This window comes from Peteryoungia wuzhouensis (assembly GCF_003205195.1).
Taxonomy (GTDB): Bacteria; Pseudomonadota; Alphaproteobacteria; order Rhizobiales; family Rhizobiaceae; genus Allorhizobium; species Allorhizobium wuzhouense.
Genome location: NZ_QJRY01000002.1, coordinates 91,332 through 117,304 on the forward strand (window position 1 = coordinate 91,332; position 25,973 = coordinate 117,304).

General features: G+C 62.3%; 29 protein-coding genes. 17 read left to right on the top strand and 12 right to left on the bottom strand.

The annotated features are described in order from the left end of the window. Positions 1-175: 175 nt before the first annotated feature. The 6 genes from DMY87_RS24535 to DMY87_RS06360 all read left to right on the top strand — a co-directional run bounded on the left by DMY87_RS24535 (position 176) and on the right by DMY87_RS06360 (position 5,782). A complete protein-coding gene (locus DMY87_RS24535; protein ID WP_280953038.1) occupies positions 176-304 on the top strand; it encodes a hypothetical protein in 129 nt (42 codons plus the stop codon). 628 nt (positions 305-932) lie between these two features. After that, entirely contained in the window at positions 933-1,931 is a 999-nt protein-coding gene (locus tag DMY87_RS06340) for an ABC transporter substrate-binding protein (RefSeq protein ID WP_110790473.1), read from the top strand. Between the two features lie 237 nt (positions 1,932-2,168). Beyond that, the gene (locus DMY87_RS06345; protein WP_110790474.1) at positions 2,169-3,083 is read left to right on the top strand and encodes an ABC transporter permease; all 915 of its coding nucleotides are present in this window, start codon (positions 2,169-2,171) and stop codon (positions 3,081-3,083) included. Continuing rightward, positions 3,076-4,128, top strand: a complete 1,053-nt coding sequence (locus DMY87_RS06350) for a quaternary amine ABC transporter ATP-binding protein (protein ID WP_110790475.1) — start codon at positions 3,076-3,078, stop codon at positions 4,126-4,128. Before DMY87_RS06345 ends, DMY87_RS06350 begins: the two co-directional genes overlap by 8 nt. Positions 4,129-4,263: 135 nt before the next feature. Next, positions 4,264-5,280 carry a betaine--homocysteine S-methyltransferase gene (gene bmt, locus DMY87_RS06355; protein ID WP_110790476.1) on the top strand — a complete coding sequence of 339 codons (1,017 nt, stop codon included), beginning with the start codon at positions 4,264-4,266 and terminating at the stop codon, positions 5,278-5,280. Positions 5,281-5,443: 163 nt separating this feature from the next. Beyond that, on the top strand, positions 5,444-5,782 hold the full coding sequence (locus DMY87_RS06360; RefSeq protein ID WP_110790477.1) for a hypothetical protein: 339 nt from the start codon (positions 5,444-5,446) through the stop codon (positions 5,780-5,782). A 3-nt stretch (positions 5,783-5,785) separates the two neighbouring features. Here the strand turns inward: DMY87_RS06360 and DMY87_RS06365 are convergent, their stop codons facing one another. The 3 genes from DMY87_RS06365 to DMY87_RS06375 form a co-directional block, all read right to left on the bottom strand. Next, entirely contained in the window at positions 5,786-6,535 is a 750-nt protein-coding gene (locus tag DMY87_RS06365) for a phosphodiester glycosidase family protein (RefSeq protein ID WP_110790478.1), read from the bottom strand. Positions 6,536-6,619: 84 nt separating this feature from the next. Next, on the bottom strand, positions 6,620-7,336 hold the full coding sequence (locus tag DMY87_RS06370) for a 4Fe-4S dicluster domain-containing protein (RefSeq protein ID WP_110790479.1): 717 nt from the start codon (positions 7,334-7,336) through the stop codon (positions 6,620-6,622). A gap of 98 nt (positions 7,337-7,434) precedes the next feature. Then, complete coding sequence (locus DMY87_RS06375; protein ID WP_110790480.1) at positions 7,435-9,000, bottom strand: trimethylamine methyltransferase family protein; 1,566 nt, start codon at positions 8,998-9,000, stop codon at positions 7,435-7,437. 270 nt (positions 9,001-9,270) lie between these two features. Between DMY87_RS06375 and DMY87_RS06380 the strand changes: the two genes are divergently transcribed. Further along, the gene (locus tag DMY87_RS06380; RefSeq protein WP_110790481.1) at positions 9,271-9,972 is read left to right on the top strand and encodes a corrinoid protein; all 702 of its coding nucleotides are present in this window, start codon (positions 9,271-9,273) and stop codon (positions 9,970-9,972) included. Positions 9,973-10,004: 32 nt separating this feature from the next. On the opposite strand, the gene DMY87_RS24540 is transcribed toward DMY87_RS06380, so the two are convergent. Next, entirely contained in the window at positions 10,005-10,139 is a 135-nt protein-coding gene (locus DMY87_RS24540) for a hypothetical protein (protein ID WP_280953039.1), read from the bottom strand. Between the two features lie 53 nt (positions 10,140-10,192). Continuing rightward, entirely contained in the window at positions 10,193-10,354 is a 162-nt protein-coding gene (locus DMY87_RS06385) for an entericidin domain-containing protein (protein WP_110790482.1), read from the bottom strand. A 38-nt stretch (positions 10,355-10,392) separates the two neighbouring features. On the opposite strand from DMY87_RS06385, the gene DMY87_RS06390 reads away from it, so the two are divergent. Further along, complete coding sequence (locus DMY87_RS06390; protein WP_110790483.1) at positions 10,393-11,022, top strand: DUF1638 domain-containing protein; 630 nt, start codon at positions 10,393-10,395, stop codon at positions 11,020-11,022. Between the two features lie 6 nt (positions 11,023-11,028). On the opposite strand, the gene DMY87_RS06395 is transcribed toward DMY87_RS06390, so the two are convergent. After that, on the bottom strand, positions 11,029-11,181 hold the full coding sequence (locus DMY87_RS06395) for an entericidin domain-containing protein (protein WP_425353484.1): 153 nt from the start codon (positions 11,179-11,181) through the stop codon (positions 11,029-11,031). 316 nt (positions 11,182-11,497) lie between these two features. Between DMY87_RS06395 and DMY87_RS06400 the strand changes: the two genes are divergently transcribed. From DMY87_RS06400 to DMY87_RS06435, 8 genes are all read left to right on the top strand, one after another. Then, positions 11,498-12,232 (top strand): metallophosphoesterase, encoded by a 735-nt coding sequence (locus DMY87_RS06400; RefSeq protein ID WP_165826164.1) that lies wholly within the window; start codon positions 11,498-11,500, stop codon positions 12,230-12,232. Positions 12,233-12,474: 242 nt separating this feature from the next. Next, the gene (locus DMY87_RS06405; RefSeq protein ID WP_110790486.1) at positions 12,475-13,122 is read left to right on the top strand and encodes an exopolysaccharide biosynthesis protein; all 648 of its coding nucleotides are present in this window, start codon (positions 12,475-12,477) and stop codon (positions 13,120-13,122) included. 44 nt (positions 13,123-13,166) lie between these two features. Beyond that, on the top strand, positions 13,167-13,910 hold the full coding sequence (locus tag DMY87_RS06410) for a formyl transferase (protein ID WP_110790487.1): 744 nt from the start codon (positions 13,167-13,169) through the stop codon (positions 13,908-13,910). A 98-nt stretch (positions 13,911-14,008) separates the two neighbouring features. Beyond that, positions 14,009-14,311, top strand: a complete 303-nt coding sequence (locus DMY87_RS06415) for a virulence factor (protein WP_110790488.1) — start codon at positions 14,009-14,011, stop codon at positions 14,309-14,311. Beyond that, positions 14,304-14,903: a methylenetetrahydrofolate reductase C-terminal domain-containing protein gene (locus DMY87_RS06420; protein WP_110790489.1), complete on the top strand. Its 600-nt coding sequence runs from the start codon at positions 14,304-14,306 to the stop codon at positions 14,901-14,903. Before DMY87_RS06415 ends, DMY87_RS06420 begins: the two co-directional genes overlap by 8 nt. 3 nt (positions 14,904-14,906) lie before the next feature. Continuing rightward, positions 14,907-16,004 carry a methylenetetrahydrofolate reductase gene (locus DMY87_RS06425; protein ID WP_110790490.1) on the top strand — a complete coding sequence of 366 codons (1,098 nt, stop codon included), beginning with the start codon at positions 14,907-14,909 and terminating at the stop codon, positions 16,002-16,004. An 83-nt stretch (positions 16,005-16,087) separates the two neighbouring features. Continuing rightward, complete coding sequence (locus tag DMY87_RS06430; RefSeq protein WP_110790491.1) at positions 16,088-17,050, top strand: methyltetrahydrofolate cobalamin methyltransferase; 963 nt, start codon at positions 16,088-16,090, stop codon at positions 17,048-17,050. A gap of 109 nt (positions 17,051-17,159) precedes the next feature. After that, positions 17,160-19,193, top strand: a complete 2,034-nt coding sequence (locus tag DMY87_RS06435) for an ASKHA domain-containing protein (protein ID WP_110790492.1) — start codon at positions 17,160-17,162, stop codon at positions 19,191-19,193. A 137-nt stretch (positions 19,194-19,330) separates the two neighbouring features. On the opposite strand, the gene DMY87_RS06440 is transcribed toward DMY87_RS06435, so the two are convergent. From DMY87_RS06440 to pdxR, 3 genes are all read right to left on the bottom strand, one after another. Beyond that, positions 19,331-21,625, bottom strand: a complete 2,295-nt coding sequence (locus DMY87_RS06440) for an AAA family ATPase (RefSeq protein WP_165826165.1) — start codon at positions 21,623-21,625, stop codon at positions 19,331-19,333. 260 nt (positions 21,626-21,885) lie between these two features. Next, positions 21,886-22,077, bottom strand: a complete 192-nt coding sequence (locus DMY87_RS06445; protein WP_205908149.1) for an NADPH-dependent FMN reductase family protein — start codon at positions 22,075-22,077, stop codon at positions 21,886-21,888. A 239-nt stretch (positions 22,078-22,316) separates the two neighbouring features. Next, positions 22,317-23,717 (bottom strand): MocR-like pyridoxine biosynthesis transcription factor PdxR, encoded by a 1,401-nt coding sequence (pdxR, locus tag DMY87_RS06450; protein WP_245408841.1) that lies wholly within the window; start codon positions 23,715-23,717, stop codon positions 22,317-22,319. Positions 23,718-23,781: 64 nt separating this feature from the next. Here pdxR and DMY87_RS06455 point away from each other — a divergent pair, with 64 nt between their 5' ends. Then, entirely contained in the window at positions 23,782-24,516 is a 735-nt protein-coding gene (locus DMY87_RS06455) for a pyridoxamine 5'-phosphate oxidase family protein (RefSeq protein WP_245408842.1), read from the top strand. 51 nt (positions 24,517-24,567) lie between these two features. On the opposite strand, the gene DMY87_RS06460 is transcribed toward DMY87_RS06455, so the two are convergent. The 3 genes from DMY87_RS06460 to DMY87_RS06470 all read right to left on the bottom strand — a co-directional run bounded on the left by DMY87_RS06460 (position 24,568) and on the right by DMY87_RS06470 (position 25,894). Next, positions 24,568-25,050: an SRPBCC family protein gene (locus DMY87_RS06460; RefSeq protein WP_110790496.1), complete on the bottom strand. Its 483-nt coding sequence runs from the start codon at positions 25,048-25,050 to the stop codon at positions 24,568-24,570. Next, positions 25,047-25,358 carry an ArsR/SmtB family transcription factor gene (locus DMY87_RS06465; protein WP_110790497.1) on the bottom strand — a complete coding sequence of 104 codons (312 nt, stop codon included), beginning with the start codon at positions 25,356-25,358 and terminating at the stop codon, positions 25,047-25,049. The genes DMY87_RS06460 and DMY87_RS06465 overlap by 4 nt, the downstream gene beginning before the upstream one ends. A 101-nt stretch (positions 25,359-25,459) precedes the next feature. Next, positions 25,460-25,894, bottom strand: coding sequence for an acyl-CoA thioesterase (locus DMY87_RS06470; RefSeq protein WP_110790498.1), 435 nt, complete (start codon positions 25,892-25,894; stop codon positions 25,460-25,462). Positions 25,895-25,973: the final 79 nt, after the last annotated feature.

Below are 25,973 nucleotides of genomic sequence, written 5' to 3' on the forward strand. Positions count from 1 at the left end.
GAAGGAGGCCGCAGAAGCGACACTGCGACAGCCTGTCGCGCAGGTCCTTATCTCAATCGTCGATTTGCGACAAACGATGACGGTTTGTGCTCTGGCGCAATCGCGACGGAAGGATTATCTGCGACATCAAGACCGGCGCTCCGGAAGAGAACGCGGCACCCTTGAGGAAACACCCATGCTCTACGTCCTTCACAATCGCAATAGCCTCGCCATCGCCTGGAACGGCCGCGCTCCGTCGAGCGCACCCGTCGCCCGCTGGGAAGTGCGTGATCCGCGCAAGCCGCTGGTTCTGAAGAAGGGCTGACATCCGGTTCGGGCAAGCCTTGGGCTGCCCGGTCGCCTTAGCGACCGTCCGGAAAAACAAACGCCCCGGGACGCAGTACAGGATCCGGGGCGCAGCCAGCGAAATACGCCGCCGGCACCTCCATCTACCGTTACAGGCGTTACCGGATGGTTATCGCCGCACCTGTCTCCAACTTTTTTTGAATTTTTTTCCGTGTGCCGCCTCGCGGCACCATCATCGCGATTGCCGCAGTTGGGACAATGGACGTCTCATCTGGGAGCGCGGCTGGCTGGCAACTTCGCTCCGCCGGTCCCACCTGCCTCCCCCTTGTGCGTTCCATCCCTTGTAACATGCTAAAATGCGGCAAATTAAGTCGCTGCAATGGTTTGCCATGTTCGCACGCGCACTGGCGCCCCGTGGCGGGTGGTTGATTTCTGAAATCAAAGACGTAGGCTGTGGGCGCGATACGTGGTCGGCCGGGTGCAGACGCTCCTACGACAAGATCCGATCGCCGGGGATGCAGCGGCCGGCCAGACGCGATCGGACCGGGGCATTCCGCACTGGAAAACCATTGGCGGAGCGGTCAGCAGTAGCCGTCGCCGCCCGTTCCGATGAACGCTGCTAGATAAGACTGGGAGGTCTTAACTCCATGAAGAAGCTCCTCGCTTCCACGCTTTTCGCCGCTGGCCTTTACGCAGTTGCCGGGTCCGCCCAGGCTGCCGAATGCGGTGATGTCTCGATTGCCGAAATGAACTGGGCCTCGGCCGGCGTTGCCGCCTATGTCGACAAGATCATCCTGGAAAGCGGCTATGGCTGCACCGTGACCGTCGTCACCGGTGACACCATGCCGACCTTCGCCTCGATGAACGAAAAGGGCCAGCCTGATATCGCGCCGGAATTCTGGGTCAATGCCGTGCGCACCGCACTCGACCAAGCGATTGCCGAAGGCCGCCTCATCCAGGCCGCTCCGCTGCTGTCCGATGGTGGCGTCGAAGGCTGGTGGATTCCGAAGTTCATCGCCGATGAACATCCGGATATCAAGACTGTCGAAGATGCCCTGAAGCATCCGGAACTGTTCCCGGCTCCGGAAGATCCGTCCAAGGGCGCCGTGACCAACTGCCCGTCGGGCTGGAACTGCCAGGTCTCGACCGCCAACCTCTACCGCGCGCTCGGCGCCAAGGACAAGGGCTTCGAGCTGGTCGACACCGGCTCGGCAGCCGGCCTCGACGGCTCGATCGCCAATGCCTTCGAAAACAAGAAGGGCTGGCTCGGCTACTACTGGGCTCCGACCGCCATTCTTGGCAAGTACGAAATGGTCAAGCTCTCCTTCGGCGTCGACCATGACAAGGCGTCCTGGGATGCCTGCACCGCCGTGCCGGATTGCCCGGATCCGAAGGTGAACGCCTATCCGGTCTCGGATGTCTACACCGTCGTCACCAAGGGCTTTGCCGAAAAGGCCGGCGTTGCCATGGACTATGTGAAGACCCGCAAGTGGGACAACGCGACCGTCGGCAAGGTTCTCGCCTGGATGGAAGAAAACCAGGGCACCAACGAAGACGGCGCCAAGCACTTCCTCGAAACCTATCCGGACATGTGGAGCGCCTGGGTCGCTCCGGACGTTGCCGAAAAGGTCAAGGCTGCCCTCTGACCTCAGGGTCTATCGACAGAATGCGGCGGGTGTCTCACCCGCCGCACGTTTCACGAAGCGGCGTGCCGCATTGCGCCATTCGAAAGCTCCCGACGTCGCAGACGGCATGAATTCCCAGGCGGAACTCGGCTAGCCTGTCGTCCGTGATGCGGACCGAGGCGACAGACGCAACGCCGCAAACGCCCTCGCCGCACCCCCGGGTGTCTTGAACGAGCAAGGGTCGATAAGGGGACCAAAATGGCTTCGACGTTATGCAATTACCTGCCGGAACTGCTCTGCAAGTTCCCATCCATCGACCAGACCTTGATGCGCGGCGTGCGCAAGACCGTCGATGACAGCTTCAAAAGCTTTGTGCGCGCCTATGGCAACGTCATCGACGCGCTGACGACGCCGCTTCAGCACTTCCTCAACGGGCTGGAATCACTCTTCGTCAATACACCCTGGTTCATCATCCTCGCCGTCATGGTGCTGGTGGTCTATTTTGCCAGCCGAAACATGCGCATCGTCGCGGTCACCGTGATCGGCATGCTGTTCATCGGCCTTGTCGGCCTGTGGGAAGACACGATGATCACGCTCGCGATCGTCACCGTCTCCACCCTCCTCGCCATCGTCATCGGCATCCCGATCGGCATCCTGATGGCCCGCTCCGACCGCGCGCAATCCGTGGTCAATCCGATCCTCGACGTCATGCAGACGCTGCCGAGCTTCGTCTACCTGATCCCGGTCGTGATGATCTTCGGCATCGGCAAGGTCCCGGGCGTCATCGCCGTCGTCATCTATGCCGTGCCGCCGATGATCCGCCTCACCAATCTCGGCATCCGCCTCGTCGACCGCGAGGTTCTCGAAGCCGCCGACGCCTTCGGCTCGTCACCGGGCCAGAAGCTGATGAACGTGCAGATCCCGCTGGCATTGCCCACTGTCATGGCCGGCATCAACCAGACCATCATGATGTCGCTCGCCATGGTCGTCGTCGCCTCGATGATCGGGGTCGGCGGCCTCGGCAAGAACGTGCTGCAGGCGATCTCCAACCAGTTCCTGACCATCGGCTTCCTCAACGGCTTCGCGCTTGTCGCGATCGCCATCATCTTCGACCGCACCAGCCAGGCATATGGCAAGCGCCTTCAGCGCCACACGGAGGTAGTCCATGGCTAGTCACGGCATCGAAATCAAGAACCTTTACAAGATCTTCGGCCCCAACGGCGGCGCCTATATCGACGCGGTCAAGGCCGGCATCTCGAAGTCGGAGCTGAACGAGAAGCACGGCCATGTGCTGGGCCTCAAGGATATCAACATCTCCATGCCCGCCGGAGGCATTACCGTCGTCATGGGGCTGTCAGGCTCGGGAAAGTCGACGCTGATCCGCCACATCAACCGGCTCATCGAACCGACGTCAGGCGAAGTCCTCTATGACGGCGTCGACGTCTGTCGGATGAACCAGCTGGAGCTGCGCGAATTCCGCCGCCACAAGACGGCGATGGTCTTCCAGAAGTTCGCACTGCTGCCCCATCGCACGGTGCTCGAAAACACCGTCTACGGCCTCGACATCCAGGGCATGCCGCGCGCGAAAAGCGAGGAGATCGGCCGCCGCTGGATTGATCGTGTGGGGCTTGCCGGCTTCGAAGGTCACTATCCCAACCAGCTCTCGGGCGGCATGCAGCAGCGCGTCGGGCTGGCCCGCGCTCTGTCCAACGATGCCGATATCCTCCTGATGGACGAAGCCTATTCGGCGCTTGATCCGCTGATCCGGGTCGACATGCAGACTGTGCTTCTCGACCTGCAGCAGGAATTGAAGAAAACGGTCGTCTTCATCACCCACGATCTCGATGAGGCGCTTCGGCTCGGCGACAAGATCGCCATCCTTCGCGATGGTCAGGTCATCCAGCAGGGCTCCGGTCAGGACATCGTCCTGCAGCCGGCTGACGACTATATCTCCGCCTTCGTCAAGGAAGTGAACCGTGGCCGCGTCATCATGCTGGGCACCATCATGTCGCCCTCGACAGCTGCAGGCGAAGGCCTGCAATTGCCAAGCGAGATGGTCCTGGAAACCGCAGCCCGTGTGATGACGGAAGCCCGCCAGACCAGCGCCAATGTCGTCGACGAAGCCGGCAAGCCCGTCGGCCATGTCGATCTCCAGCAGATCATCGGCGCCATGGTCACGCCGAAGAGCCACGAAGACAACCAGATTGCCGCCGAATAGTCGCGGCCCGATCAGGACGACAGCGGCCTCGCCATCGGCGGGGCCGTTTCGCTTTCTGCTGTCGGCTGCAAAACCGCAATTGAAATCACATAAAGACTTCTTTATATGATTGAGGAAACCATCAGAGGATCCACCATGGCAACCGCGTCCAATCCGCTCTCCGAACTTCTGGCCGAAAAGGGCGTCCTGCTCGCCGATGGCGCGACCGGTACCAATCTCTTTGCCCAGGGGCTCGAGGCCGGCGAAGCGCCGGAACTGTGGAACGAGGCCGAGCCGCACAAGATCGTCAAGCTGCATCAGGATTTCGTCGATGCCGGCGCGGACATTATCCTCACCAATTCCTTCGGCGGCACACGCCATCGGCTGAAGCTGCACAATGCCCAGGACCGGGTGCATGAACTCAACAAGAAGGCCGCCGAGATTGCTCGTGGCGTCGCCGACAAGGCCCCCCGCAAGGTGATCGTCGCGGGCTCCGTCGGCCCGACCGGCGAGCTGCTGATCCCGCTCGGCGCCATGAGTTATGACGAGGCGGTCGCAGCCTTCGTCGAGCAGATGGAAGGGCTGAAAGCCGGCGGCGTTGATGTCGCCTGGATCGAAACCATGTCCTCGCCGGATGAGATCCGGGCCGCTGCCGAAGCCGCCGTCAAGGTCGGCCTGCCCTACACCTTCACCGGCTCCTTCGACACGGCCGGCAAGACCATGATGGGCCTCGACCCGAAGAACATCCACGGCGTCGCGCCCGATATCGGCGCAGGCCCGCTTGCCGTCGGCGCCAATTGCGGCGTCGGCGCCTCCGATATTCTCGCAAGCCTTCTCGACATGACTGAAGCGGACCCCCACGCCACCGTTATCGTTAAGGGCAATTGCGGCATCCCGGAATTCCGTGGCACGGAAATCTTCTATTCCGGCACTCCGCCGCTGATGGCCGATTATGCCCGCCTCGCCCGCGATGCTGGTGCCAAAATCATCGGCGGCTGCTGCGGCACCTCCTGCGGCCACCTCGCCGCCATGCGCGCCGCACTCGACGATTACACCCCCGGCCCACGCCCGACGATCGAAACCATCGTCGAGCGCATCGGCCCGCTTCGCAACAAGACCGCGACCGAATCGAGCGCCCAGGACAGCGGCCGCCGCAGCCGCCGCCGAGGCTGAGACCGAACGCAGAGGCGGGCCCGAAGCCCGTTCCTCCAAAGTCATTCGCCCCAAACCAGCCTCGGGCAATCTTGCCATGCTGTAGACACGCCTAATGGATGCGGCAGGCGTCGCATCCGTCAGACATCCATGTCCAGCCTGCGCCAAACCGAGGAGTGCCTCCATGTCCGCCATCGACCGCGAAACCGTCGCCGAGAAGCTTGCAAGCCTGCAGGCGACCGACCAGGACTATGTGAAGCTTTTGCTCGAAAACCCGGCCCAGGATGCGGTCCTGCTCGAAGGCCTCTACCTCTATCTCGAACGCGCTGCCGAAGCCCGATTCCTGAATACGCTGAAGCTTGAAAAGGCCGGCGAATGGATCGGCTTGAACGCCCCTGCTCGTCTGCAGATCCGCCTCACCGAAACCGCAAAATCCAGCCAGCATCCGGCTTACGCGGCCTTCCGCGCCGGCCTCACCCGCTCCGGCGGCCTGGAGCGCGCCTATCCCAAGGCCTCCGTCTGATCCTTACTGCGGGATCGGCATGCTGACCGAGAGGATCGGCCCCATCGGAAACAGCCGGTCATCGCGGTTCTGATCCGCGATGAAGACGCTGGAAATCGACCCGTCGAGATAAAGTGCATTGCGGCACCCCAGCCGATCGCGAAACAAGGTGGCGAAGTCGTAGAAGCGCACCGGCACCTTCGAGATCACCATATGCACCCGGCCCTGCGCATCGACGCCCACCCCGTTGCGGATCTTCAGGCTGTCGCTGTCGGGCAGAAAACGCGGATGCAGTTGTCCATTGATGACGAGCATCGGCCCGGACTGTGTGGCGAAATCCGGCGCCATCCCGCTTTTCTGATAGGCGAGCGTCTCCATCACCTCAGCACGCCCGTCATTCATCAGGAAGACGCCGTTCGGCAGCAGATGGAAATTGCCCCATCCGCCACCCGTGACGGCCGGCTTCACCACGCGCCCATAGTCGACAAACAGCCCGACCGGCGAGCGGTCGTCGTGATACATCCCCGCATTCATCGCAAACAACAGCACCCGCCGCTCCGCCCAGAGCTGCCGCCTGAGCGGATCGAAGCCGCCAAAGATGTTTCCATCGGGATCCGCCAGATGCAGCCGGATATCGACCTCCTTGGGATCGAACCGGCAGGCCGTGTAAAGCCCAGCCTGCCCCTGGATATCCGCACAGCTGCTCTCAGCCGCGTCCGCAGGCGCAAAGCCCACAAGGCCACCCAGCAACAGGCCCGCAAGCGGGGAAAGCATTCGCAACAGAAAGCGCACCGGTCATCCTTTGTCAGAAACCCTGCTTGATGCCGATTCCCGGCAATTGCAGGGCAAATCCTACGGTCAGAGTGCCGGCAGTTTTAAAGCCTGCATATGAAACCGCACCTGCGCTTCCGGATAACGGTAAGCGACACCAACCGGACAGGCATTGCGCGCCAGGCATCCACCACGCATGCAACCCGCCTGCCCCTCACCACTGGCGAGATGGCCTCGGCAGCCGGTGACATCAAACCGATCAAGGCTGACGGCACCCACGGGACAGGCCGAAAGACAGGGTTTTTCCGCACAGTCGTCGCAGGGATGCGGGATTGCTGGCAGGACATCCGCTCCATCACCACTCCAGTCGTCCCATTCGACAAACGCCAGAGCCCCGCGAAAACTGTGCCACAGGCCAAACACCGGATGGATCAAAAGCCCCAATGGCGAACCCTTCAGCCCTTCCGCCCGCATCGCCCAGGACTGGAACGGTTGGTAAGGCGCCCGTGACGGGTAGAGCGCCAGCGCTCCCATCTCGGCAGCGATCGGGTCAAGAACCGTCTCGGACCACCGATCGAGCGGATTTTCTCCACCCCCGTGGACCGTCGCCGCCCGCCAGGCCGAAAACACCGGCCACATGGCCTGCCCCGTCACCCCGACCAGCACAACAGCCGCCGCCCGGCGACCATCGCCAAACGCCGGTGTCGTGTCTCCGGCATCGAACTGCACCACGCCCAGCCGCATCAGCCCTTGGGCTGCGAGCAGCGCATCCAGCCTGTCCAGAACAGCAGAAGGGCCGCTCATCGCGGCCCCTCGAACTTGTAGTGCGGGCGCCAGACTTCTTCCTGGATCATGTCGGCCACCCGATGACTTCCGCCTTGCTCCCTGGCAACGGGACCCTTTCAGGTGAAGGCATCCGCCATCGAGTTCTTGCGATCTGCGATATAGGCCAAGAGCGCCTCATCAATGGCAGGATCGAGCGCCGGTGCCTCGTAACTGTCGAGCCAGGACCGGCAGAGCGCATTGGCACGATCTTCGATCCGCTTGCGGCCTTCGATTTCCCACTGCTCGAAGGAGTTGTTGTCGGCAAGCGCCGAACGATAGAAGGCCGTCTGGAAATTGGCCTGCGTATGCGCACAGCCGAGGTAATGTGCGCCGGGACCGACTTCCCGGATCGCGTCCATCGCCTGGCCGCTTTCCGAGAGATCGACGCCTTCCGCCATCTTCTGCATCATGCCGAGCTGATCCTGGTCGATCATGAACTTCTCGTAGCAGGCGGCAAGGCCGCCTTCGAGCCATCCGGCCGCATGCAGTACGAAGTTGGCGCCGGCCAGCAGCGTCATGTTGAGCGTATTGGCGCTCTCGTGCGCCGCCTGCGCATCCGGCACCTTGGAGGCACAGAGCGAGCCACCGGTACGGAACGGCAGCCCCATGCGGCGTGCGAGCTGGGCCGCCCCATAGGAGACGAGCGCCGGTTCCGGCGTGCCGAAGGTCGGCGCGCCGGACTGCATGGAGATCGAGGCGGCGAATGTGCCGAAGAGAACCGGCGCGCCCTTGCGGATCAGCTGGGTAAACGAGGCCCCCGCCAGCACTTCCGCCAGGATTTGCGTCAGTGTGCCGGCAACCGTGACAGGGCTCATCGCACCCGACAGGATGAAGGGCGAAATGACGGACGCCTGGTTGTGACGCGCATAGACCTTGGAAGCGCCGAGCATGGTCTCGTCGAACACCATCGGCGAGTTGGCATTGATCAGGTTCAGCATGACGCAGTTGTTTTCGACAAACTCGTCGCCGAAGACGAGCTTCGCCATCGCAACTGAATCTTCCGCCCGTTCCGGTGCCGTCACCGAACCCATGAACGGCTTGTCGGAATATTTGATATGGCTGTAGACCATATCGAGGTGACGCTTGTTGACCGGAATATCGACCGGCTCGCAGACAGTGCCGCCCGACGAATGGATCGACGGCGCCATATAGGCGAGCTTCACGAAATTGCGGAAATCCTCAAGCGTCGCATAGCGCCTGACGCCTTCGAGGTCGCGCACGAAAGGCGAGCCGTAGACCGGCGCAAACACGGTGGCATTGCCGCCGATGCGCACGCTGCGCTCCGGATTGCGGGCATGCCATGTAAATTCCGAGGGTGCCGTTTTCAGGAGTTCGCGGCAGAGGCCCTTGGGGAAATGCACACGCTGGCCACGCACATCGGCGCCGGCATTCTTCCAGAGTTCCAAGGCTTCCGCATCGTCGCGGAATTCGATGCCGATTTCCTCAAGCACGATGTCGGCATTGCGCTCGATGAGCTCCAGGCCCTCCTCGTCCAGGACCTCGTAAGCCTTGATCTTGCGGGTGATGTAAGGCATGGCAGGCCCGGCACCACCGCCGCTGCGCGATGCCCTGCGGGCCGCAGCCCCCCGTCCTTCGCCGCGTTGGCGGCGGCCTGCGCCCGGTTCTGCCGTAATCTCGTCCATGTCTGTTTCCTCGCTCGAGCGCTCATCCGCGCTGCTTCTCTCCTGCATTATGCTATTCCAATCCGCTTGTGAAACCATCCTTTATGCGCCAACGGCTTGTGTCTCACAGACATCGCCGAGGAAGGCTCTTGTCTGTCCCCGTCGCTTTTCAGGGCCGCCGCGTCGCTTTCGAAAAGAGTTTTTCACGAACTTGAGGTTTAACTTTCAATCAGGCAGTCTCTTGCCCGGCGCGATCGGAATCGCGTTGAAATCCAAGCGGGAAGCACCATCATGGCCGACGACGACATCATTCTTTCCGAACTCTCCGATGAAGAGCTCGTGCAGCAGATGCATGACGACCTGTATGACGGCCTGAAGGAGGAGATCGAGGAAGCTACGAATATCCTCCTGGAGCGCGGCTGGGCGCCTTATGACATTCTAACCCAGGCGCTCGTCGAGGGCATGCGCATCGTCGGCATCGACTTCCGCGACGGCATTCTCTTCGTGCCGGAAGTTCTGCTCTCGGCCAATGCGATGAAGGCCGGCATGACGATCCTGCGCCCGCTTCTGGCCGCCACCGGCGCGCCCAAGCAGGGCAAGATGGTGATCGGCACCGTCAAGGGCGACATCCACGACATCGGCAAGAACCTCGTCGGCATGATGATGGAAGGTGCCGGCTTCGATGTCATCGACCTCGGCATCAACAATCCGGTCGAAAACTATCTGGAAGCGCTGGAACGCGAAAAGCCTGACATCCTCGGCATGTCGGCGCTGCTGACCACGACGATGCCCTACATGAAGGTCGTCATCGACACGATGAAGGAAAAGGGTATCCGCGACGACTACGTCGTGCTCGTTGGCGGCGCGCCGCTCAATGAGGAATTCGGCAAGGCGGTCGGCGCCGACGCCTATTGTCGCGATGCCGCCGTCGCGGTCGAAACCGCCAAGGATTTCATCAGCCGCCGGCACAACAGCATGGGCGCTCGCGCCTGACCGCTTTACGGGAAATGTGACGAAGCCGGCCCCTAAAGGCCGGCTTCCGTGATCAGGCCTGCATGGCGGGCGGGTGCGAACGTTTCGAACGCAACCTGCCCGCCTGCAATCAGGATGGCCGCCAACATATAGATAGCACTGGCCTTGGCGATAGCGGTGAGCGTCATGCTCCCTCTCCTGTATTAGATGCGCTCAAAGCGGGTCCCCCGCGCGATCGCGGTTAGCGGGAGGCTGCGGCGTCCACGTTGTTCGCAGCGGACTGCGTCGCGTTGACGGTATTGGCAGCATCCTGGCCGACGCCGCGGATCGTATTGCCGCAAGACGAGAGCGCGAAGACGGTGAGAACGAGGGCTGCGCCGGCTGTCAGTTTTTTCGCCATCATGTTGGTGTACCTTCTGTAAGGGTAACGAGTGGATTGCGATGGAACAACGCGCGAAATCCGAAAAAGTTCACGTGATCGCATGCGGTGCGATCGCGCGTGAGATTCTTGCGGTCAAAGCCCTGAACGGCCTTGATCATCTGACGCTCGAATGCCTGCCCGCCATCTGGCACGTCACCCCGCAGAAGATCGCGCCTGCGCTTCGCGACAAGATCGCCGAGGCCCGTGCGTCCGGTCATGACAACATCTTCCTGGGTTATGCCGAATGCGGCACACAGGGCGAGATCGACACGATCTGCGCCGAGGAAGGCATCACCCGCCTCTCCGGCCCGCACTGTTACGCCTTCTTCACCGGCACGGAAAAATTCCTCGCCGAATGCGAAACGGAGTTCACCGCCTTCTACCTGACGGATCTCATCACGCGCCAGTTCGAAGCCTTCGTCATCGAACCCTTGAAGCTCGACCGCCATCCCGAACTGCGCGACATGGTCTTCGGCAACTATACGAAGATCGTCTACCTCGCCCAGACGGAAGACGCCGAACTGCAGGCCAAGGCCAAATGGGCGGCCGACTATCTGAAGCTGGATTACGAATACCGCTTCACCGGCTATGGCGACCTCGCCCCCGAGCTGACGGCCGCAGCCCGCAACACGGCTCCCGCCGCCGCCTGAACCGCCTCACTTCACCGAATTGGCAACATTGCGCCCGGCATCCTGCGTCGCATCGACCACGCCGCCGATATCCTTGCCCACACCGCGGATGGTATTGCCGCAGGCAGAGAGCCCGAGCAGCAGAGAAAGCGCCAAGATGGCGCGCGCACAGAGGTTCAAAGACGGATAGGCCATGACGAATCTCCCCGATCAAGCGGCAATGGAACCAAAATCGCTCGCAAAGGATCAGGGAGAAATCAAGGCAGGGTGGTAGGCTGATATCTCAGCGTGGCGATACCGGCTCGAACCGAAAGCTTAGACGTGTCCCCGTCGCTTGGGCGACGACGTCTTGGCTGGAATGGGCCAATTGCGGACATGGACCGAATTGCTGCTAACAGTCGTTTCACGCCATGTAGCTGGATCGATAGGTTCACCAGGATGTTTCGAAGAAAGCGACGCGGCGTTATGGTCTAACAACAAGTTTTGGAGGTGCATAATGATCGTCGCGCAGATTTCTGATGTTCACGCTGCACCGGGCAACGATAACATGTCGCGTCTGACGTGTGCAGTATCATGGCTTGCAGAAGTCAAACCCGATGTCGTGGTCGTATCGGGAGACCTTATCGATGGAGGATGGACGGAAGGATATGCTCAAATCGAAAGTTGCCTTAATGCGCTGAATTGTCCTGTTCTGGTGGTGCCAGGAAACTCAGACGATCGACGTGCGCTTAGCTCGGCTTTCACGCATCGCCACGGTCAGGTCGACAACTGCGAAGCGGTCCATTTCATGGCGGAGTTTGGCGCAATTCGATTGGTAGGATTAGACACTAGCCTCTCTGGATCGGCGGCTGGTGACGTCGCCCAACATCTGGACTGGTTAAAACAAGTTCTGGATTTGCCCGGAGCACAATCTACGCTCATCTTCACCCACCACCATGTCGTGCCATGCGGGATTCCGCCGATTGACGCGGTGATCGCGCACGGGCGAAAGGAGTTAGGTGGGCTGTTGGAACAGCGATCGCGCGGGCAGTTGGCAATCTCGTCGGGTCACGTACACAGACCTATGAGCGCGATGCTGGGGCCAATTCCTGCTCACATCTGCGGTTCGATCTGCGCGGCAAACCCCCTTTGGTTCGGAGGACCCAGCATTCCTACCGTGAATGATCCACCTATGATTATGATCCATCGGTTCGCTGCCGATGGACTGGTCAGCAGCCACGTAGGGATCTGAAGAGCAACCTCGGGTCGACTGAGGTTCTAGGGTTACGGCATTCACCCAGCCTACCCCTCTCATCTCATAGCCTCGACCGTTCGCATATAGATCCAGCGCCCCTGCATCGTCCCTGCAGCATTCCTTCACGATCCCTTCACCATCCGCCCATATCCCCGTCTGCGCCGCCTCCACCTTAATTGACCCGTAATCACCTCCCGCCACACTCGGGGCTAGGTCAACAAAAACCAAGAGAAGCAGATATGACCGACAGGGCAGAAACATGGGTGGCAGGTCTCGCCACTGCACGTGACCATTATCAGCCGGAAAATCTCTCGGACCTTCTCGTGCGGCTCGCCCGCACCCGGGACCGCAAGGTTACGATCCGCGACATCGCGATTGCCCTGCAGGACCGCTCCTTCGGTGCCTTCCTCCTGGTCTTTGCCCTTCCCAACCTCGTGCCGCTGCCGCCCGGCAGCACCTTCATCCTCGGCCTTCCGCTGATCTTCATCGCGTGGCAGATGGCCGCCTCCCCCGGTGGCCGCGTTTTCTTCCCCGCGCGCATCGGCGACTACGGCGTGCAGCCGGAAACTTTCGAGGCCATCGTCAACCGCCTCGTCCCCTGGATGCGCTGGGCCGAAAAGCTCGTCATCCCCCGCTTCTGGCTGTTCGAAAGCCGTTTTGCCGAGCGCCTGATCGGCCTCCTCGCGCTGATCCTCGCGATTGTCGTTTTCCTGCCCATCCCACTTGGCAACTGGCCGCCGGCCTTTGCGCTCGCCGTCCTCGGTTTTGCCCATTCGCAGCGCGACGGTCTCGGCGTACTCGTCGGCGGCATCATCGGCCTCCTGTCGCTCGCAGTCGCCGGCTTCGTCGTCTACACCGCCTTTGCCGTCGTCGCATTCGTCATCTGATGCGTGTCAGGCATTCCAGACCTGAGAGCCGCCCGGTCCTGTTGATGACCGCCGGCGGCCTCAACCCGACCATCGTCGCAGCCGACCTCGCGCGGCGGGGCTTCGACATCCATGTCCTTCTGGAACAGCCGGAAGGAAAGGGCGAGATTACCCGCCGCCGCGCCCGCAAACTCGGCTGGATCACGGCGCTTGGCCAGCTCGGCACCATGATCGCCGCCCGCCTGCTTCGCCGCCTCGCCGATCGCCGCGTTGCCGCACTGCTCGCTGAACATGGCCTCGATCGAACACTGCCCGATACGATCCCGATCCATCCCGTCACCTCGATCAATGCCGAGGAGACGGCAAGCCTTGTCGCGGACCTGAAGCCCGCCGCCGTCCTGCTCGTCTCCACCCGCCTGATGTCGCCGCGCCAGCTTGCCGTAATGCCCTGCCCCGTCATCAACCTGCATGCCGGCATCAATCCAGGCTATCGCGGCCAGATGGGCGGCTACTGGTCGCTGCGCGAAAACGACACCGCGAATTTCGGCGCGACCCTCCATCTCGTTGATGCCGGCACCGACACCGGCGGCACGCTCTACGAGGTACGGACACGTCCGTCCAAGGGCGATTTCATCTCGACTTATCCGCTCGTTCTCACCCTCGCCGCCCTCGATATCACCGCCCAATCGGTCAGCGATGCCCTGAACGGCACGCTCCGTCCTTACCCGCCCTCCGGCCCCTCGGCACTGCGCTTTCCCCCGACCCTCTGGTCGTGGATCGGACACGGCATCGTCAGCCGAATCTGGTAAAACGGACCCAAGTCGTTTTTGGCGACTTGCGACGTCGTGAAAAGCGCAGTCCGGCGAATGCCCCCCGTGCATTCTGGCCTGCAAAGGGAGAGAGTGGCATGGCAGACAGGATCGTCGTTTATTGGCGCGATATTCCAGCGCAGGTGATCGTCAAGCAGGGGCGTAAATCGGCCAAACGCGAGCTCTCGCTGCGCTTCACCGAGGCCATCGACATGGCCGCGATGCGCACGGGCGCCGCTGAAACCGACGCCTATCTCGCCGACTGGCGCAAGGCCGATCCGGTTCCCGTCGGCGACGACCTCGAAGCCGAGGCCGAGGCCGCTGCCGCCGAGATCGAAGCCGCTTACGACAAGGCGCGCCTCGTGGCGCTGGTCCATGCCGGGGGCCGCGACAATGGGTGAACCCAAACTTGTCGATCCCGGTCCGCCGAAGAAGGGCAACGCCGCCCCGGCTGCCAAGGCCGCAACCGGTGCCTTCACGCCCTCGGGCGTATCGCCCAACCGCCGCGCCCGCCGCTCCTATACCATCCGCCTCTGGGCCGTGCGCCATTCGCGCTTTCTCGAATGGTTCTACCGCAATTTCGCCAGCGCCTTCCTCTTCCTCCATCCGGTCTGGAAAAAGCTCGGCTACAACAGGGTCGAAACCCCGGTCACCTTTGTCGAGCGCAATGTGAAGGGCCTGCTGTTCGACTGTCGCATGTGCGGCCAGTGCGTCTTGTCCTCGACCGGCATGTCCTGCCCGATGAACTGTCCGAAACAGCTGCGCAACGGCCCTTGCGGCGGCGTGCGCGCCAATGGCAATTGCGAAGTCGAACCCGACATGCCCTGCGTCTGGGTCCAGGCCTGGAGCGGCTCGCGCAACATGGTCGCGGGCGATGCGATCCTGAAGGTGCAAAAGCCGGTCAACCAGTCGCTGCGCGAAACATCCTCCTGGCTGCGGGTGACGGCAGAAGCCGCCGAAGGGCGGGAAAAGTATTCGGCAAAGGAAGCCTGAGCCATGGCCCATATCGACGAAAACCCGCTCGGCGCCCATCTCCCACTCGATCCTCTGCCCGGTCATTCATCCCTGGGGCGCCTGGAACGTGTCTTGCGGCGTGGCGAATTCGCCGTCACGGCGGAACTCAACCCGCCCGACAGTGCCGATCCGGAAGACGTCTATGAGCGTGCCAAAGTCTTCGACGGCTGGGTCGATGGCATCAACGCGGTCGACGCGTCAGGCGCCAATTGCCACATGTCCTCCGTCGGCATCTGCGCGCTGCTCACCCGCATGGGTTACGCCCCGATTATGCAGATCGCCTGCCGCGACAAGAACCGCATCGCCATCCAGGGCGACGTGCTGGGTGCGGCCGCCATGGGTGTCGCGAACATCATGTGCCTGACCGGCGACGGCGTGCAGGCCGGCGACCAGCCCGGTGCCAAACCGGTCTTCGACCTCGACTGCATGTCGCTTCTGGAAACCGTGCGCACCATGCGCGACGAGTCGAAATTCCTCTCCGGCCGCAAGCTGACCACCCCGCCAAAAGTCTTCCTCGGCGCCGCGATCAACCCCTTCGCCCCGCCCTATGATTTCCGCCCCTATCGTCTCGGCAAGAAGATCGAGGCCGGCGCGCAATTCGTCCAGAGCCAGTATTGCTTCGACGTGCCGATGTTCCGCGATTACATGGCGAAGGTCCGCGATCTCGGCTTCCACGAGAAATGCTACATCCTCGTCGGCGTCGGTCCGCTCGCCTCGGCCAAGACCGCCAAATGGATCCGCTCCAACGTGCCCGGCATCCACATTCCGGACCATGTGATCGCCCGCCTGGAAGGCGCGCAGGATCAGAAGAAGGAAGGCAAGCAGCTCTGCATCGACATCATCAACGAGGTGAAGGAGATCGAGGGCGTCTCCGGCGTGCATGTCATGGCCTATCGCCAGGAAGAATATGTCGCCGAGATCGTCCATGAATCCGGCGTGCTGAAGGGCCGCCAGCCGTGGAAACGCGAGCATGCCCGTGCCGATGACATCGCGGCCTTGCGCATGCGCGAAATCGGCGCCGATCCGGTGCAGGACCAGCAGGAAATGGCTGCCAAGGCCGCCCAGCCCCAGCCGCACTGACGACACCCCATTGCTTTTTCCCGGCACCTGCCGGCACATCCCATTCAAGCCGCGCAACAGCCGGCACCGACCGGAGGACTGAAATGACCCGCACCATCGTCGCATCCGCAACCCGCGAAATCATCATCGGCTTCGACCAGCCCTTCTGCGTGATCGGCGAGCGCATCAACCCGACGGGCCGCAAGAAGCTCGCCGCCGAGATGATCGAAGGCAATTTCGACACCGTCATCAAGGATGCGCTGGAACAGGTCGCCGCCGGCGCCACCATGCTCGACGTCAATGCCGGCGTCACCTCGGTCAACCCGAACGAGACAGAGCCGGGCCTCCTGGTCAAGACCATGGAAATCGTCCAGGGCCTGGTCGACGTGCCGCTCTCGATCGACTCATCCGTCACCGCCGCCATCGAGGCCGCCCTCAAGGTCGCCAAGGGCCGCCCGCTGGTCAATTCCGTCACCGGCGAGGAAGAAAAGCTCGAGGCCATCCTGCCGCTCTGCGCCAAATACAACGTGCCCGTGGTCGCCATCTCCAACGACGAGACCGGCATTTCCATGGATCCGGATGTGCGCTTCGCCGTCGCCAAGAAGATCGTCGAACGCGCCATGGATTATGGCATCAAGCCGGAAGACGTCGTCGTTGACCCGCTGGTGATGCCGATCGGCGCGCTCGGTGATGCCGGCCGCCAGGTCTTCGCCCTGCTGCACCGCCTGCGCAACGAGCTGAAGGTCAACACCACCTGCGGCCTCTCCAACATCTCCTTCGGTCTGCCGCATCGCCACGGCATCAATGCCGGCTTCATCCCCATGGTCATCGGCGCCGGCATGACATCCGCCATCATGAACCCCTGCCGCCCGCAGGAAATGGAAGCCGTGCGCGCCGCAAACGTCCTGAACGGCACCGACCCGAACTGCGGCAACTGGATCATGACCTACCGCGACCACAAACCCGCCGAAGCCGGCGCCCCCGCCTCCACCACCGCCCCGGGTGCGGCCTCCGGCCGCCGCGGCGGCCGCGCGGCGCGGGCCGGTTCCGGCGCTGCAACGGAGTGAGGTTGCGCACCACTCTCCCCCCTTGTGGGGGAGATGTCACGAAGTGACAGAGGGGGGTACCCCCCTCGCAACAGATGAGGGAGACGTCCCTCGAAACTGAAAGACCCTGATGACCGAGACCACCGATCCCCTCGTCCTCTTCATGCCCTCCGGCAAGCGTGGCCGTTTCCCCGTCGGCACCACGGTGCTCGAAGCCGCCCGCACGCTCGGCGTCTATGTCGAAAGCGTCTGCGGCGGCCGCGCCACCTGCGGGCGCTGCCAGATCGAGGTCCAGGAAGGCCAGTTCGCCAAACACGGCATCACCTCGTCGAACGATCACATCTCGCCCGTCGGGCCAAAGGAAAAGCGCTACGCCGAAGTCCGCACCATTCCGGAGGGCCGCCGCCTCTCCTGCTCGGCCACCATTCAGGGCGATCTCGTCGTCGACGTTCCCCCGGATACCGTCGTCAACGCCCAGGTCATCCGCAAGGCCGCGACCGACCGCACCTTCCCGCGCAATCCGGCGATCCAGCTGTGTTATGTCGAGGTTGACGAACCCGATATGCACAAGCCGCTAGGCGATCTCGACCGGCTGAACCTGATGCTGGAAAAGGATTGGGGTTTCCACGACATCCTCGTTGCCCAGCACCTCCTGCCCGATGTCCAGAAGACGCTCCGCAAGGGCAACTGGGGCGTCACCGCCGCCATCCACCGCGACCTCGACACCTCGCGCCCCAACATGATCGCGCTCTGGCCGGGCCTCCATAACGAGGCCTATGGCATCGCCTGCGACATCGGCTCGACGACGATCGCCATGCATCTCGTCTCGCTGCTATCAGGCCGCGTCATCGCCTCCTCCGGCACGTCGAACCCGCAGATCCGCTTCGGCGAAGACCTGATGAGCCGCGTCTCCTATGTGATGATGAACCCCGATGGCCGCGAGGCCATGACCAAGGCGGTCCGTCAGGCGATCAACGATCTGACCATCAAGGTCTGTGCGGAAGCCGGCGTCCATGCAAACGACATCCTCGATGCCGTCTTCGTCGCCAATCCGATCATGCACCACCTCTTCCTCGGCATCGACCCGACCGAACTCGGCCAGGCGCCCTTTGCGCTCGCCGTCTCGGGCGCCGTGCACACCTGGTCGCGCGAGATCGATCTCGCCATCAACCACGGCGCCCGCGTCTACTGCCTGCCCTGCATCGCCGGCCATGTCGGGGCTGACGCCGCCGGTGCGACGCTCTCGGAAGGCCCGCACCGCCAGGACAAGATGATGCTGCTCGTCGATGTCGGCACAAACGCCGAGATCGTGCTCGGTAACCGCGAGCGCACCGTTGCCGCCTCCTCGCCCACTGGCCCCGCCTTCGAAGGGGCGGAAATTTCCTGCGGCCAGCGCGCCGCCCCCGGCGCCATCGAGCGCGTCCGCATCGACCCTGAAACACTCGAACCTCGCTTCAAGGTCATCGGCGTCGAGCAGTGGTCGAACGAGGACGGTTTTGCAGAAGCCGCCGAAAAGACCGGCATCACCGGCATCTGCGGCTCGGCCATCATCGAGGTCGTCGCCGAAATGTATCTCTCCGGCGTCATCTCCACCGACGGCGTCGTCGATGGCGGCATGGCGGCCAAAAGCCCCCGCATCCTCGAAAACGGCCGCACCTTCTCCTACCTGCTGCATGACGGCGCCCAGAAGATCACGGTGACGCAAAACGACGTGCGCGCCATCCAGCTCGCGAAAGCCGCGCTTTATGCCGGCATCAAGCTCCTGATGGAAAAGCTCGAAGTCGAAACCGTCGACACCATCCGCTTCGCCGGCGCCTTCGGCTCCTTCATCGATCCGAAATACGCGATGGTGCTCGGCCTCATCCCCGATTGCGAGCTCTCGGAAGTCAAAGCCGTCGGCAACGCCGCCGGCACCGGCGCCCTGATGGCCCTCCTCAACCGCGACTACCGCCGCGAGATCGAGGACACCGTCACCCGCATCGAAAAGATCGAAACGGCGCTGGAGCCCCACTTCCAGCAACTCTTCATCGACGCCATGGCGCTGCCGAACAAGGTCGATCCGTTTCCGAAGCTCTCGGCGGCAGTGACGCTGCCGGAGCGGAAGGTTCTGGCGGAGGGGGATGGCGAAGGTGGCGGGCGGAGGAGAAGGAGAAGTAGGGAGTAGTGGGGTGGGTGCGTTCCTGTTTTGAGAGGCCGTTTAGTGCCTCCGTGCTGGTAGTTGAACTTAGCATGGTCGCCGACCATGAGCTGACATCCATTCACTAAACCATTGAACGGGAGTGATGCCGACTCGGCGCTACTTCAGGGGCTTCCGCGGGTCAATTCGCGTACGCGACGGCAATAGGTCCTTAGTTCTTCGATGGAAGTACTCTCGCTCACGCTGCCGGCGACGGGCGCATGGTGGAAATTGCGCGTATAGAAGTTGATTTCCCTTAGCTCTTCCAGCGCGCCCTTGTAGCGATAGTCGGCGGGCAGTGTCTCCAGCTTACGAATAATGCCGTCGAGCAATTCATCCGGCGCGAATATTTCGGAGTCGCCGTTACGGTAGAAATGCTCCAGTACCTTGCGCAATAACGCCCGGATTTCCCCCGGCTCGCCTTCGGTGGCATCTATGAAATTGATCATCTTCATCCGCTCGGTTTCATGGCGGGGCTGGGTTGCTTTCTCAAGATCGAAGGCAGCAAGGCTTGCGATGCCCGGCGCACCCGTCTGGATGGCGCACGATGTGATCTTGCCCTGATCGATACGATCCCACAGCAGACGTAGGAAGCCCAGTTCGTGAGACAGCACGATCACCTGCGCGGCACGGTCGGTAAGTTTGTTGATCTCGTTGACGGTGAAGGTGCGACGGAATTCGTCCATGCTCGTGAACGGGTCATCGAGCACGACGATGGTCTCGGCAAGATTCCTATCCGAATTGACAGTTGCGAGAAACAGCGCGAGCGCGAGCACCGACTTGTCGGCGCTCGAAAGGGTGTTTTTAAAGCTGGGCGCAGCAATGTCATCAGCGCGCGGTGGCACAGCGGTACGGTTGATTAGAATAGAATAGTCGGCGGCGGGCTCCTTTCCCTTGTAGTTGGGCGGTTGATAGTCGATCTGGAAACCGGCCCCGAGGCGATCGAGATAAGCGTTGATTGTCGCCCCGAGCGTTGAAGTTACGCGGCTGGTGTGAGCGGTCAGCTTTCCGCGCAGGTCTTCTTTCTGCGCCCTAAGCTTCTTTTGTTTGCTGAGAAGTGTCCTGCGCTCATCGACGATCGTCGCCACTGCAGCTTCATGTCGTTTACGGCGCGCCTGCAACACGGCTAACTCGTTTCTCAGGGAGCCGAGATTAGCGCTTTCCTGGACGCGCCGGATATTGTCGATCCGCTGGCCAAAGGCGGCTATTTCTTCATTATAGGCGACAACAGCAGCTCGCCCTTCATCCCACTGGCGCGCCAGCGTCTCGTAGACGCTCTCCTCGATCTGCGAGACTAGGTCTTCCTGTTTGCTCTGGAAGACCAGATCGAGGCCCGCAGCCGCGTCCTCCATACGGGTCGCGATCTCCGTGACGTCGAGCACTGCATCGCTGCCCTCACCGGTTAGGGCCTTGAGGTTTGCGATCACCGCGCGGTTGGAGTCCGTCGTTCCGGCGAGCGCCTGGCGAAAATCACCGCGCCCGTAGCGTTCCAGCGTCTTGCGGCGCTGTTGCACTGAGCCAGCAAGACTCTTATAGGCTTCGCTGAAATAGGCGGCATAGAGGTCGAGCAAACTGCGGTCTTGCAGTTTCTGTCCACAATAGGGGCACTCGTACGCCGCGTCGAAGGCAAGGCCCATTTCAAGCCATGTCTCCTGCGCGACTGGTGTGGGATGCCCCGTGGCATGCCGCGCGACGTGATCTTGCAGTGTGCGGTGCAGATCGGTAGTGACCTGATCGGGAGTTTGGCGGAAAACGGCGGTCAGTTCGGCGGCCGAAGTCGGCACAGGAACTATGTGCGGTAGTGCCGCGAGCCTGATTTGCTCCTTTTCGGTCGCGCGCCGGACTTCAACTTCCTTCGAAGCGATCTGTTCATCCGCCGCGTCGAGTACTGCAAGGTCGGAAAAAGCGTCGGTCGTCATACGCAAATTGAGCGCAGCTGAGATGGTAGTGAGGTACTGGTCCTTTTCCGCCAGTTCCTGACCCACTTCCTTCAGTTGCCGGTCGATATCAACAGCCTGCCCAATGAGCGCGACACCTTCCGCGCCGACGACAAGTCCGTACTGGCGCTTCATGTGATCGAGTGAGACAGAATCGCCGGAAAAGACATTCTCGTTGATGAAGGCCTGATCGAATATGGCAATGCGCGGGCGCGTGCCGGTCCAAACTGCACCATCGAAGGCACACTGCTGTCCGTCTACGAGCAGCAGGACCTTCTGACTACCGCCGGTCGCCAGCGTTTTGCGACCTTTGATAATATCAGGATGGTTACGTGTCAGCGAGCGCAGGATGTCGGCCAATGTAGATTTGCCCCAGCCATTCTCGCCGAAGATGAGCGTAACCTTCGAGAAGCGCAGCGCGCCCGGCGCCGTCAGTTTTTCAAAGCGGCCTATCTTCTGGATGTCGATAATTTTCTGCAGCATTGGCATTTGCTCTCCCAAGAATGTCTTCGGTTGGCTCGGTTTTTGGCGGCCAGTAGGCGCAAACCACTGCTATCAGATCTCCAAAGCCTATATCGAAGAAGAACAGTCAACATCCACGTTAGATTGCAGTCAATCGCTGAATGCGCGCCGGAAATACGAAAGCTATCTCCTATTTTTGTTTGGAAATGGCGCCTAATGCCGATCTGCTTTACCGTGTCCGCACTGAATGCGACCAATTTGGTCACGGCTAAAATACCCCCTCACCCCAAAATCCCCGCCGCATCCTCTACCATCTTCGCCAGCGCCTCCTGCTTTGCCCCACGCACCGGGCTGAAATACTTGACCTTCAAATCCTTGAACCCGCAAAACGCCAAAATCTGACGCCGCAGCACCTTCACACAGCCATTGCCGCAGATCCATTTGAGGAAAAATTTCGGCGATCGTAGCCGCACGGAAGCTACTGCGTGTGAGGGTTACCCCCCCTCTGTCCTGCCGGACATCTTCCCCACAAGGGGGGAGACCGGCAGAAACGTCGGCCTCTCGCCCGCATCCATCATGCCATCGACAGAGCGGCAGACGCGACGCCCCACTCTCCCCCCTTGTGGGGGAGATGTCGGCGCAGCCGACAGAGGGGGGTAACGCACGGCAAAAGTCCTGCTCCAGTCACCCTGCCGCGATCACCGACACCGCCTCAAAGCCCGCTCACGAACCGCCGCGCCGCCTCAGCCAGCACCTCCGGCTGAAACCCCGAAAACCCCACCACCAGCCCCCGCCGCTCGGTCGGCCCGGCATAAAGCGGCGACAGCGCCTTGACCCCGAAGCCGACGGCCCGGGCCTGATGCGCCAGCGCGCAATCGTCTTCCGCGCCGTCGAGTTCCGCAACCAGATGCAGCCCCTGCTCCGGCACGGTCACCGTCAGCCGATCGCAGCGCAGCGCCTCCACCAGCGCATCCCGCGCCGCCTTCACCCGCTTGCGCGCCCGCTTGATATGCGCCGAAAAATGCCCGTCGCGCAGAAATTCGGTCAGCGCATCCTCTGCCAGCGTCGAGGGAAAACGATCCGTGAGCCGGCGAATGGTCAGGATGCGCTCACGCAAGGCGCAGGGTACGACGAGATAGCCGATCCGGAACCCCGGCAGCAGGGTCTTGGAGAAGGTGCCGACATAGATCACCCGGCCCGAGCCATCAATGCCCTGCAGGGCGCTGAGCGGCGGGCCGGCAAAGCGGAACTCGCTGTCATAGTCGTCCTCGATGATATAGGCACCCGCCCGCCGCGCCCAGTCGATCAGGGACAGCCGCCGGGCCATCGAAAGCGTGACCCCGAGCGGATATTGATGCGACGGCGTCACATAAACGGCCTTGGCAGCCGATGCCGCAGCCATGCCGGCGGAGACGTCGATCCCCTCCCCATCCACGGGCACCGGGGTGATGGCGAGACCGGAGGCTTCGAACACGTCCCTTGCCGCGACATAACAGGGATCCTCGATCCAGACGGGGTCGCCCGGTTTCAACAGCGTCCGCACCGCCAGATCCAGCCCCTGCTGCGTGCCCGCCGTCATGATCACCTGGTCCGGTTCACACACAACCCCGCGCGCAGCCTTCAGATAGGCGGCGATTTCCACTCTGAGCGCCAGGCTGCCCGCCGGATCATTGTAGTGAAAATGCCGCGCCGAAGGCTGCGTCAGATGCCGGTTCATCAGCATGCGGAAAATCCGAAGCGTCGTCTCGTCCGCCGTCGAACAGCCGAGTGCCCCGGGCAAAGGCGCCCGCGCCTCCTCCACCAGGATCGGCTTCGCCGGCAGCGCGGCTTGCCGGAGCGGCACGGCGTCGGCCACATAGGTCCCGGCCCCCACCCGCGCCTCGGCAAAGCCGTCCGCCACCAGCATCTCGTAAGCCGCGACAGCTGCCCCGCGCGACACGCGGAAGCGGCTGGAAATGTCCCGCGTCGTCGGCAGCTTGTCGCCGGGCCGCATCTGGCCGCTCTCGATCAGGTCGCGCAGCGACCGGTACAGCGCCAGCCGCCGCGGCCCCTGCGCCGGCAGGATGGGGGTATTGGCCGACCAGTCGGAATTGGTTCGAGGTTTTTGCATCATCATGGATCTTCTTTGGACCAATCATGTCGCTTATCCCTGCGCCATCCGCATCCAGGAGGCAAGCATGAACGAACGTCCAGCACCCGAAACCTTCCCCGTCACCCCGCGCAACCGGGCAAAGCGCCTGCATGAACGCGCGGCCTATGACCGCGACGCCGTCTATGCCGTGCTCGATGCCGCCCTCCTCTGTCACGTCGCCTATGTCATCGACGGCCAGCCCTATTGCACGCCGACCATCCACTGGCGCGAGGGCGACTGGCTGTTCTGGCACGGCTCCTCGGCCAGCCGCATGCTGAAGACCCAGAAGGCGGGTTTGCCCGTCTGTCTCACCGTCGCCCATCTCGACGGCCTCATCCTCGCCCGCTCCGGCTTCCACCATTCGGCCAATTACCGCTCCGCCATGTGTTTTGGCACGGCCCGGATCATCGACGACCCGCAGGAAAAGGCGGACGCCCTGAAATCCGTCGTCGACCGCTTCTATCCCGGCCGCGCCGATATTCTGCGCGACAACGATCCGCAGGAGGCCAAGGGCACCATGGTCATCGGCATGCGCATCGAGGAAGCCTCGGCCAAGATCCGCTCAGGCGGCGTCTCCGACGACCCGGCCGATGTCGACGCTGCGGTCTGGGCCGGCGTCATCCCGGTCGAAACCCGTCTCGGCACGCCCGAAATCTGCCCCAAGGTGCCCGCAGGTGTGGGCTATCCCGACCACCTCGCCCATTTTCAAGAGGGCCGTCGTCTCGACGAGGTCTTGACGGAGAGCCAGCAGCTCTACGAAAAGGCCCTGGAACGCTCCTGATGGAGCCAGACATGGCGGCAAGCACGGCCGCCATGTCTCATCAGATTGAAATCAGCCACGGCCGGCAAATTCCGCATAAATAGCCAGCAGCCCCGTCCAACCGCCTTCGGCCTCGAGGATCGACCGTGTCCGCTCCGCGGCAGCGCCGAAGTTCTCGATCAGCCGGTGTTCGAAATCGACCTGCGTCTCCGTCTCTGACAGAGCGGTGAACACCACCTCCACCTCGGTCAACAGGTCTGGATCGAAGACCCAGTCGCCATTGAGCTGCCAGGACAGCACCAGCCGCCCCGGTCGGTCGAACACCAGCACCCGGCCCCAGTCGCACTCCTCGCCGCCATTGCCGATTTCGTACCAACGCCCGCCGGCAAAGGGCTCGATGACAACAGTCTTCGCCCCGCTCTTGGTCAGCGAATGCGTCTTCAGCCACCAGTCGCCCATGCCGGCGGAAAACACGTCGAAGGCCCGCTCGCGGCTTGCCCTGACGGTGAATCGTTTGACGATCGGCGCGGGCTTGATCTGCAAATGCTCGTTCATACGTCGTCCCCTTCCTCGACGGCGCGCTGAAAGGCCGCCAGTTGCTGATCCCAGAATTGGTCAAGCCAGGCGCGCAACGGCCCGAGCCCGTTCGGGTCGATCGCATAGATCCGCCGCCGCCCCTCCGCGCGATCTGTGACCAGCCCCGCCTCCTTCAACACCTTCAGATGCTGCGACACGGCCGGCTGCGACACCGGAACGACACGCGCGAGATCCGCAACGGTCTGCGGCCGCGCCGCGATCTTCTCGAAGAGATCGCGCCGCGTATCGTCGGCCAAAGCCTGAAGGGTCCTTAAATGATAAGCCATAACTTATCATAAGCATGGACTTATTATTTTGACAAGGGCATAAAATGGGGCGGCGCATCGACCGATGCCCGCCCTGGAACCTTAGCGAGAGTCCTGCGGCCCTATTCCGCCCGCATCCACCCTGCGAGTTTCGCCCGCTGCGCGTCAGAAAACGCATGCGACTTGCGCGTCGCCTGGTCGAAATGCACCACCACCGTCTCGGCAGACGCACAGAGCCTGCCCGCCTGAAACACCGCTTGGCTCATGGTCACCGACGACCGCCCGACACGCGTCACCCGCGTGCCGATCTCGACCGTGCCCGGCCACAAGACCTCCGCGACATAATCAATGTCCAGCTTGGCGAGCACAAAGGAAAAGCCGTCCTCCAGCAGCGGATCCTCTGGATTGTAGATCAGCTCCACACGCCCCGTTTCCATGAAGGTCGCAAAGACGGCATTGTTGACATGCCCCTGCCGGTCCGTGTCGCCATAACGCAGCTTGTCGTAAGCCTGGCCGACAAAATCCTCGAGCCTGACCACCTTCGTCTCATCCACCATGCGCACGCAAATCCTACTGCCTACTGCCTACTGGCCATCATCCATTTCGGCATTTCCCTAATTTCAGAAATCGCCAACC

Bases quoted from the DNA above. Each gene is read 5' to 3' on its own strand.
- DMY87_RS24535 (WP_280953038.1), top strand. From the start codon at position 176: ATGCTCTACGTCCTTCACAATCGCAATAGCCTCGCCATCGCCTGGAAC.
- DMY87_RS06340 (WP_110790473.1), top strand. From the start codon at position 933: ATGAAGAAGCTCCTCGCTTCCACGCTTTTCGCCGCTGGCCTTTACGCA.
- DMY87_RS06345 (WP_110790474.1), top strand. From the start codon at position 2,169: ATGGCTTCGACGTTATGCAATTACCTGCCGGAACTGCTCTGCAAGTTC.
- DMY87_RS06350 (WP_110790475.1), top strand. From the start codon at position 3,076: ATGGCTAGTCACGGCATCGAAATCAAGAACCTTTACAAGATCTTCGGC.
- bmt (WP_110790476.1), top strand. From the start codon at position 4,264: ATGGCAACCGCGTCCAATCCGCTCTCCGAACTTCTGGCCGAAAAGGGC.
- DMY87_RS06360 (WP_110790477.1), top strand. From the start codon at position 5,444: ATGTCCGCCATCGACCGCGAAACCGTCGCCGAGAAGCTTGCAAGCCTG.
- DMY87_RS06365 (WP_110790478.1), bottom strand. From the start codon at position 6,535: ATGCTTTCCCCGCTTGCGGGCCTGTTGCTGGGTGGCCTTGTGGGCTTT.
- DMY87_RS06370 (WP_110790479.1), bottom strand. From the start codon at position 7,336: ATGAGCGGCCCTTCTGCTGTTCTGGACAGGCTGGATGCGCTGCTCGCA.
- DMY87_RS06375 (WP_110790480.1), bottom strand. From the start codon at position 9,000: ATGGACGAGATTACGGCAGAACCGGGCGCAGGCCGCCGCCAACGCGGC.
- DMY87_RS06380 (WP_110790481.1), top strand. From the start codon at position 9,271: ATGGCCGACGACGACATCATTCTTTCCGAACTCTCCGATGAAGAGCTC.
- DMY87_RS24540 (WP_280953039.1), bottom strand. From the start codon at position 10,139: ATGACGCTCACCGCTATCGCCAAGGCCAGTGCTATCTATATGTTGGCG.
- DMY87_RS06385 (WP_110790482.1), bottom strand. From the start codon at position 10,354: ATGATGGCGAAAAAACTGACAGCCGGCGCAGCCCTCGTTCTCACCGTC.
- DMY87_RS06390 (WP_110790483.1), top strand. From the start codon at position 10,393: ATGGAACAACGCGCGAAATCCGAAAAAGTTCACGTGATCGCATGCGGT.
- DMY87_RS06400 (WP_165826164.1), top strand. From the start codon at position 11,498: ATGATCGTCGCGCAGATTTCTGATGTTCACGCTGCACCGGGCAACGAT.
- DMY87_RS06405 (WP_110790486.1), top strand. From the start codon at position 12,475: ATGACCGACAGGGCAGAAACATGGGTGGCAGGTCTCGCCACTGCACGT.
- DMY87_RS06410 (WP_110790487.1), top strand. From the start codon at position 13,167: ATGACCGCCGGCGGCCTCAACCCGACCATCGTCGCAGCCGACCTCGCG.
- DMY87_RS06415 (WP_110790488.1), top strand. From the start codon at position 14,009: ATGGCAGACAGGATCGTCGTTTATTGGCGCGATATTCCAGCGCAGGTG.
- DMY87_RS06420 (WP_110790489.1), top strand. From the start codon at position 14,304: ATGGGTGAACCCAAACTTGTCGATCCCGGTCCGCCGAAGAAGGGCAAC.
- DMY87_RS06425 (WP_110790490.1), top strand. From the start codon at position 14,907: ATGGCCCATATCGACGAAAACCCGCTCGGCGCCCATCTCCCACTCGAT.
- DMY87_RS06430 (WP_110790491.1), top strand. From the start codon at position 16,088: ATGACCCGCACCATCGTCGCATCCGCAACCCGCGAAATCATCATCGGC.
- DMY87_RS06435 (WP_110790492.1), top strand. From the start codon at position 17,160: ATGACCGAGACCACCGATCCCCTCGTCCTCTTCATGCCCTCCGGCAAG.
- DMY87_RS06440 (WP_165826165.1), bottom strand. From the start codon at position 21,625: ATGCTGCAGAAAATTATCGACATCCAGAAGATAGGCCGCTTTGAAAAA.
- pdxR (WP_245408841.1), bottom strand. From the start codon at position 23,717: ATGATGCAAAAACCTCGAACCAATTCCGACTGGTCGGCCAATACCCCC.
- DMY87_RS06455 (WP_245408842.1), top strand. From the start codon at position 23,782: ATGAACGAACGTCCAGCACCCGAAACCTTCCCCGTCACCCCGCGCAAC.
- DMY87_RS06460 (WP_110790496.1), bottom strand. From the start codon at position 25,050: ATGAACGAGCATTTGCAGATCAAGCCCGCGCCGATCGTCAAACGATTC.
- DMY87_RS06465 (WP_110790497.1), bottom strand. From the start codon at position 25,358: ATGGCTTATCATTTAAGGACCCTTCAGGCTTTGGCCGACGATACGCGG.
- DMY87_RS06470 (WP_110790498.1), bottom strand. From the start codon at position 25,894: ATGGTGGATGAGACGAAGGTGGTCAGGCTCGAGGATTTTGTCGGCCAG.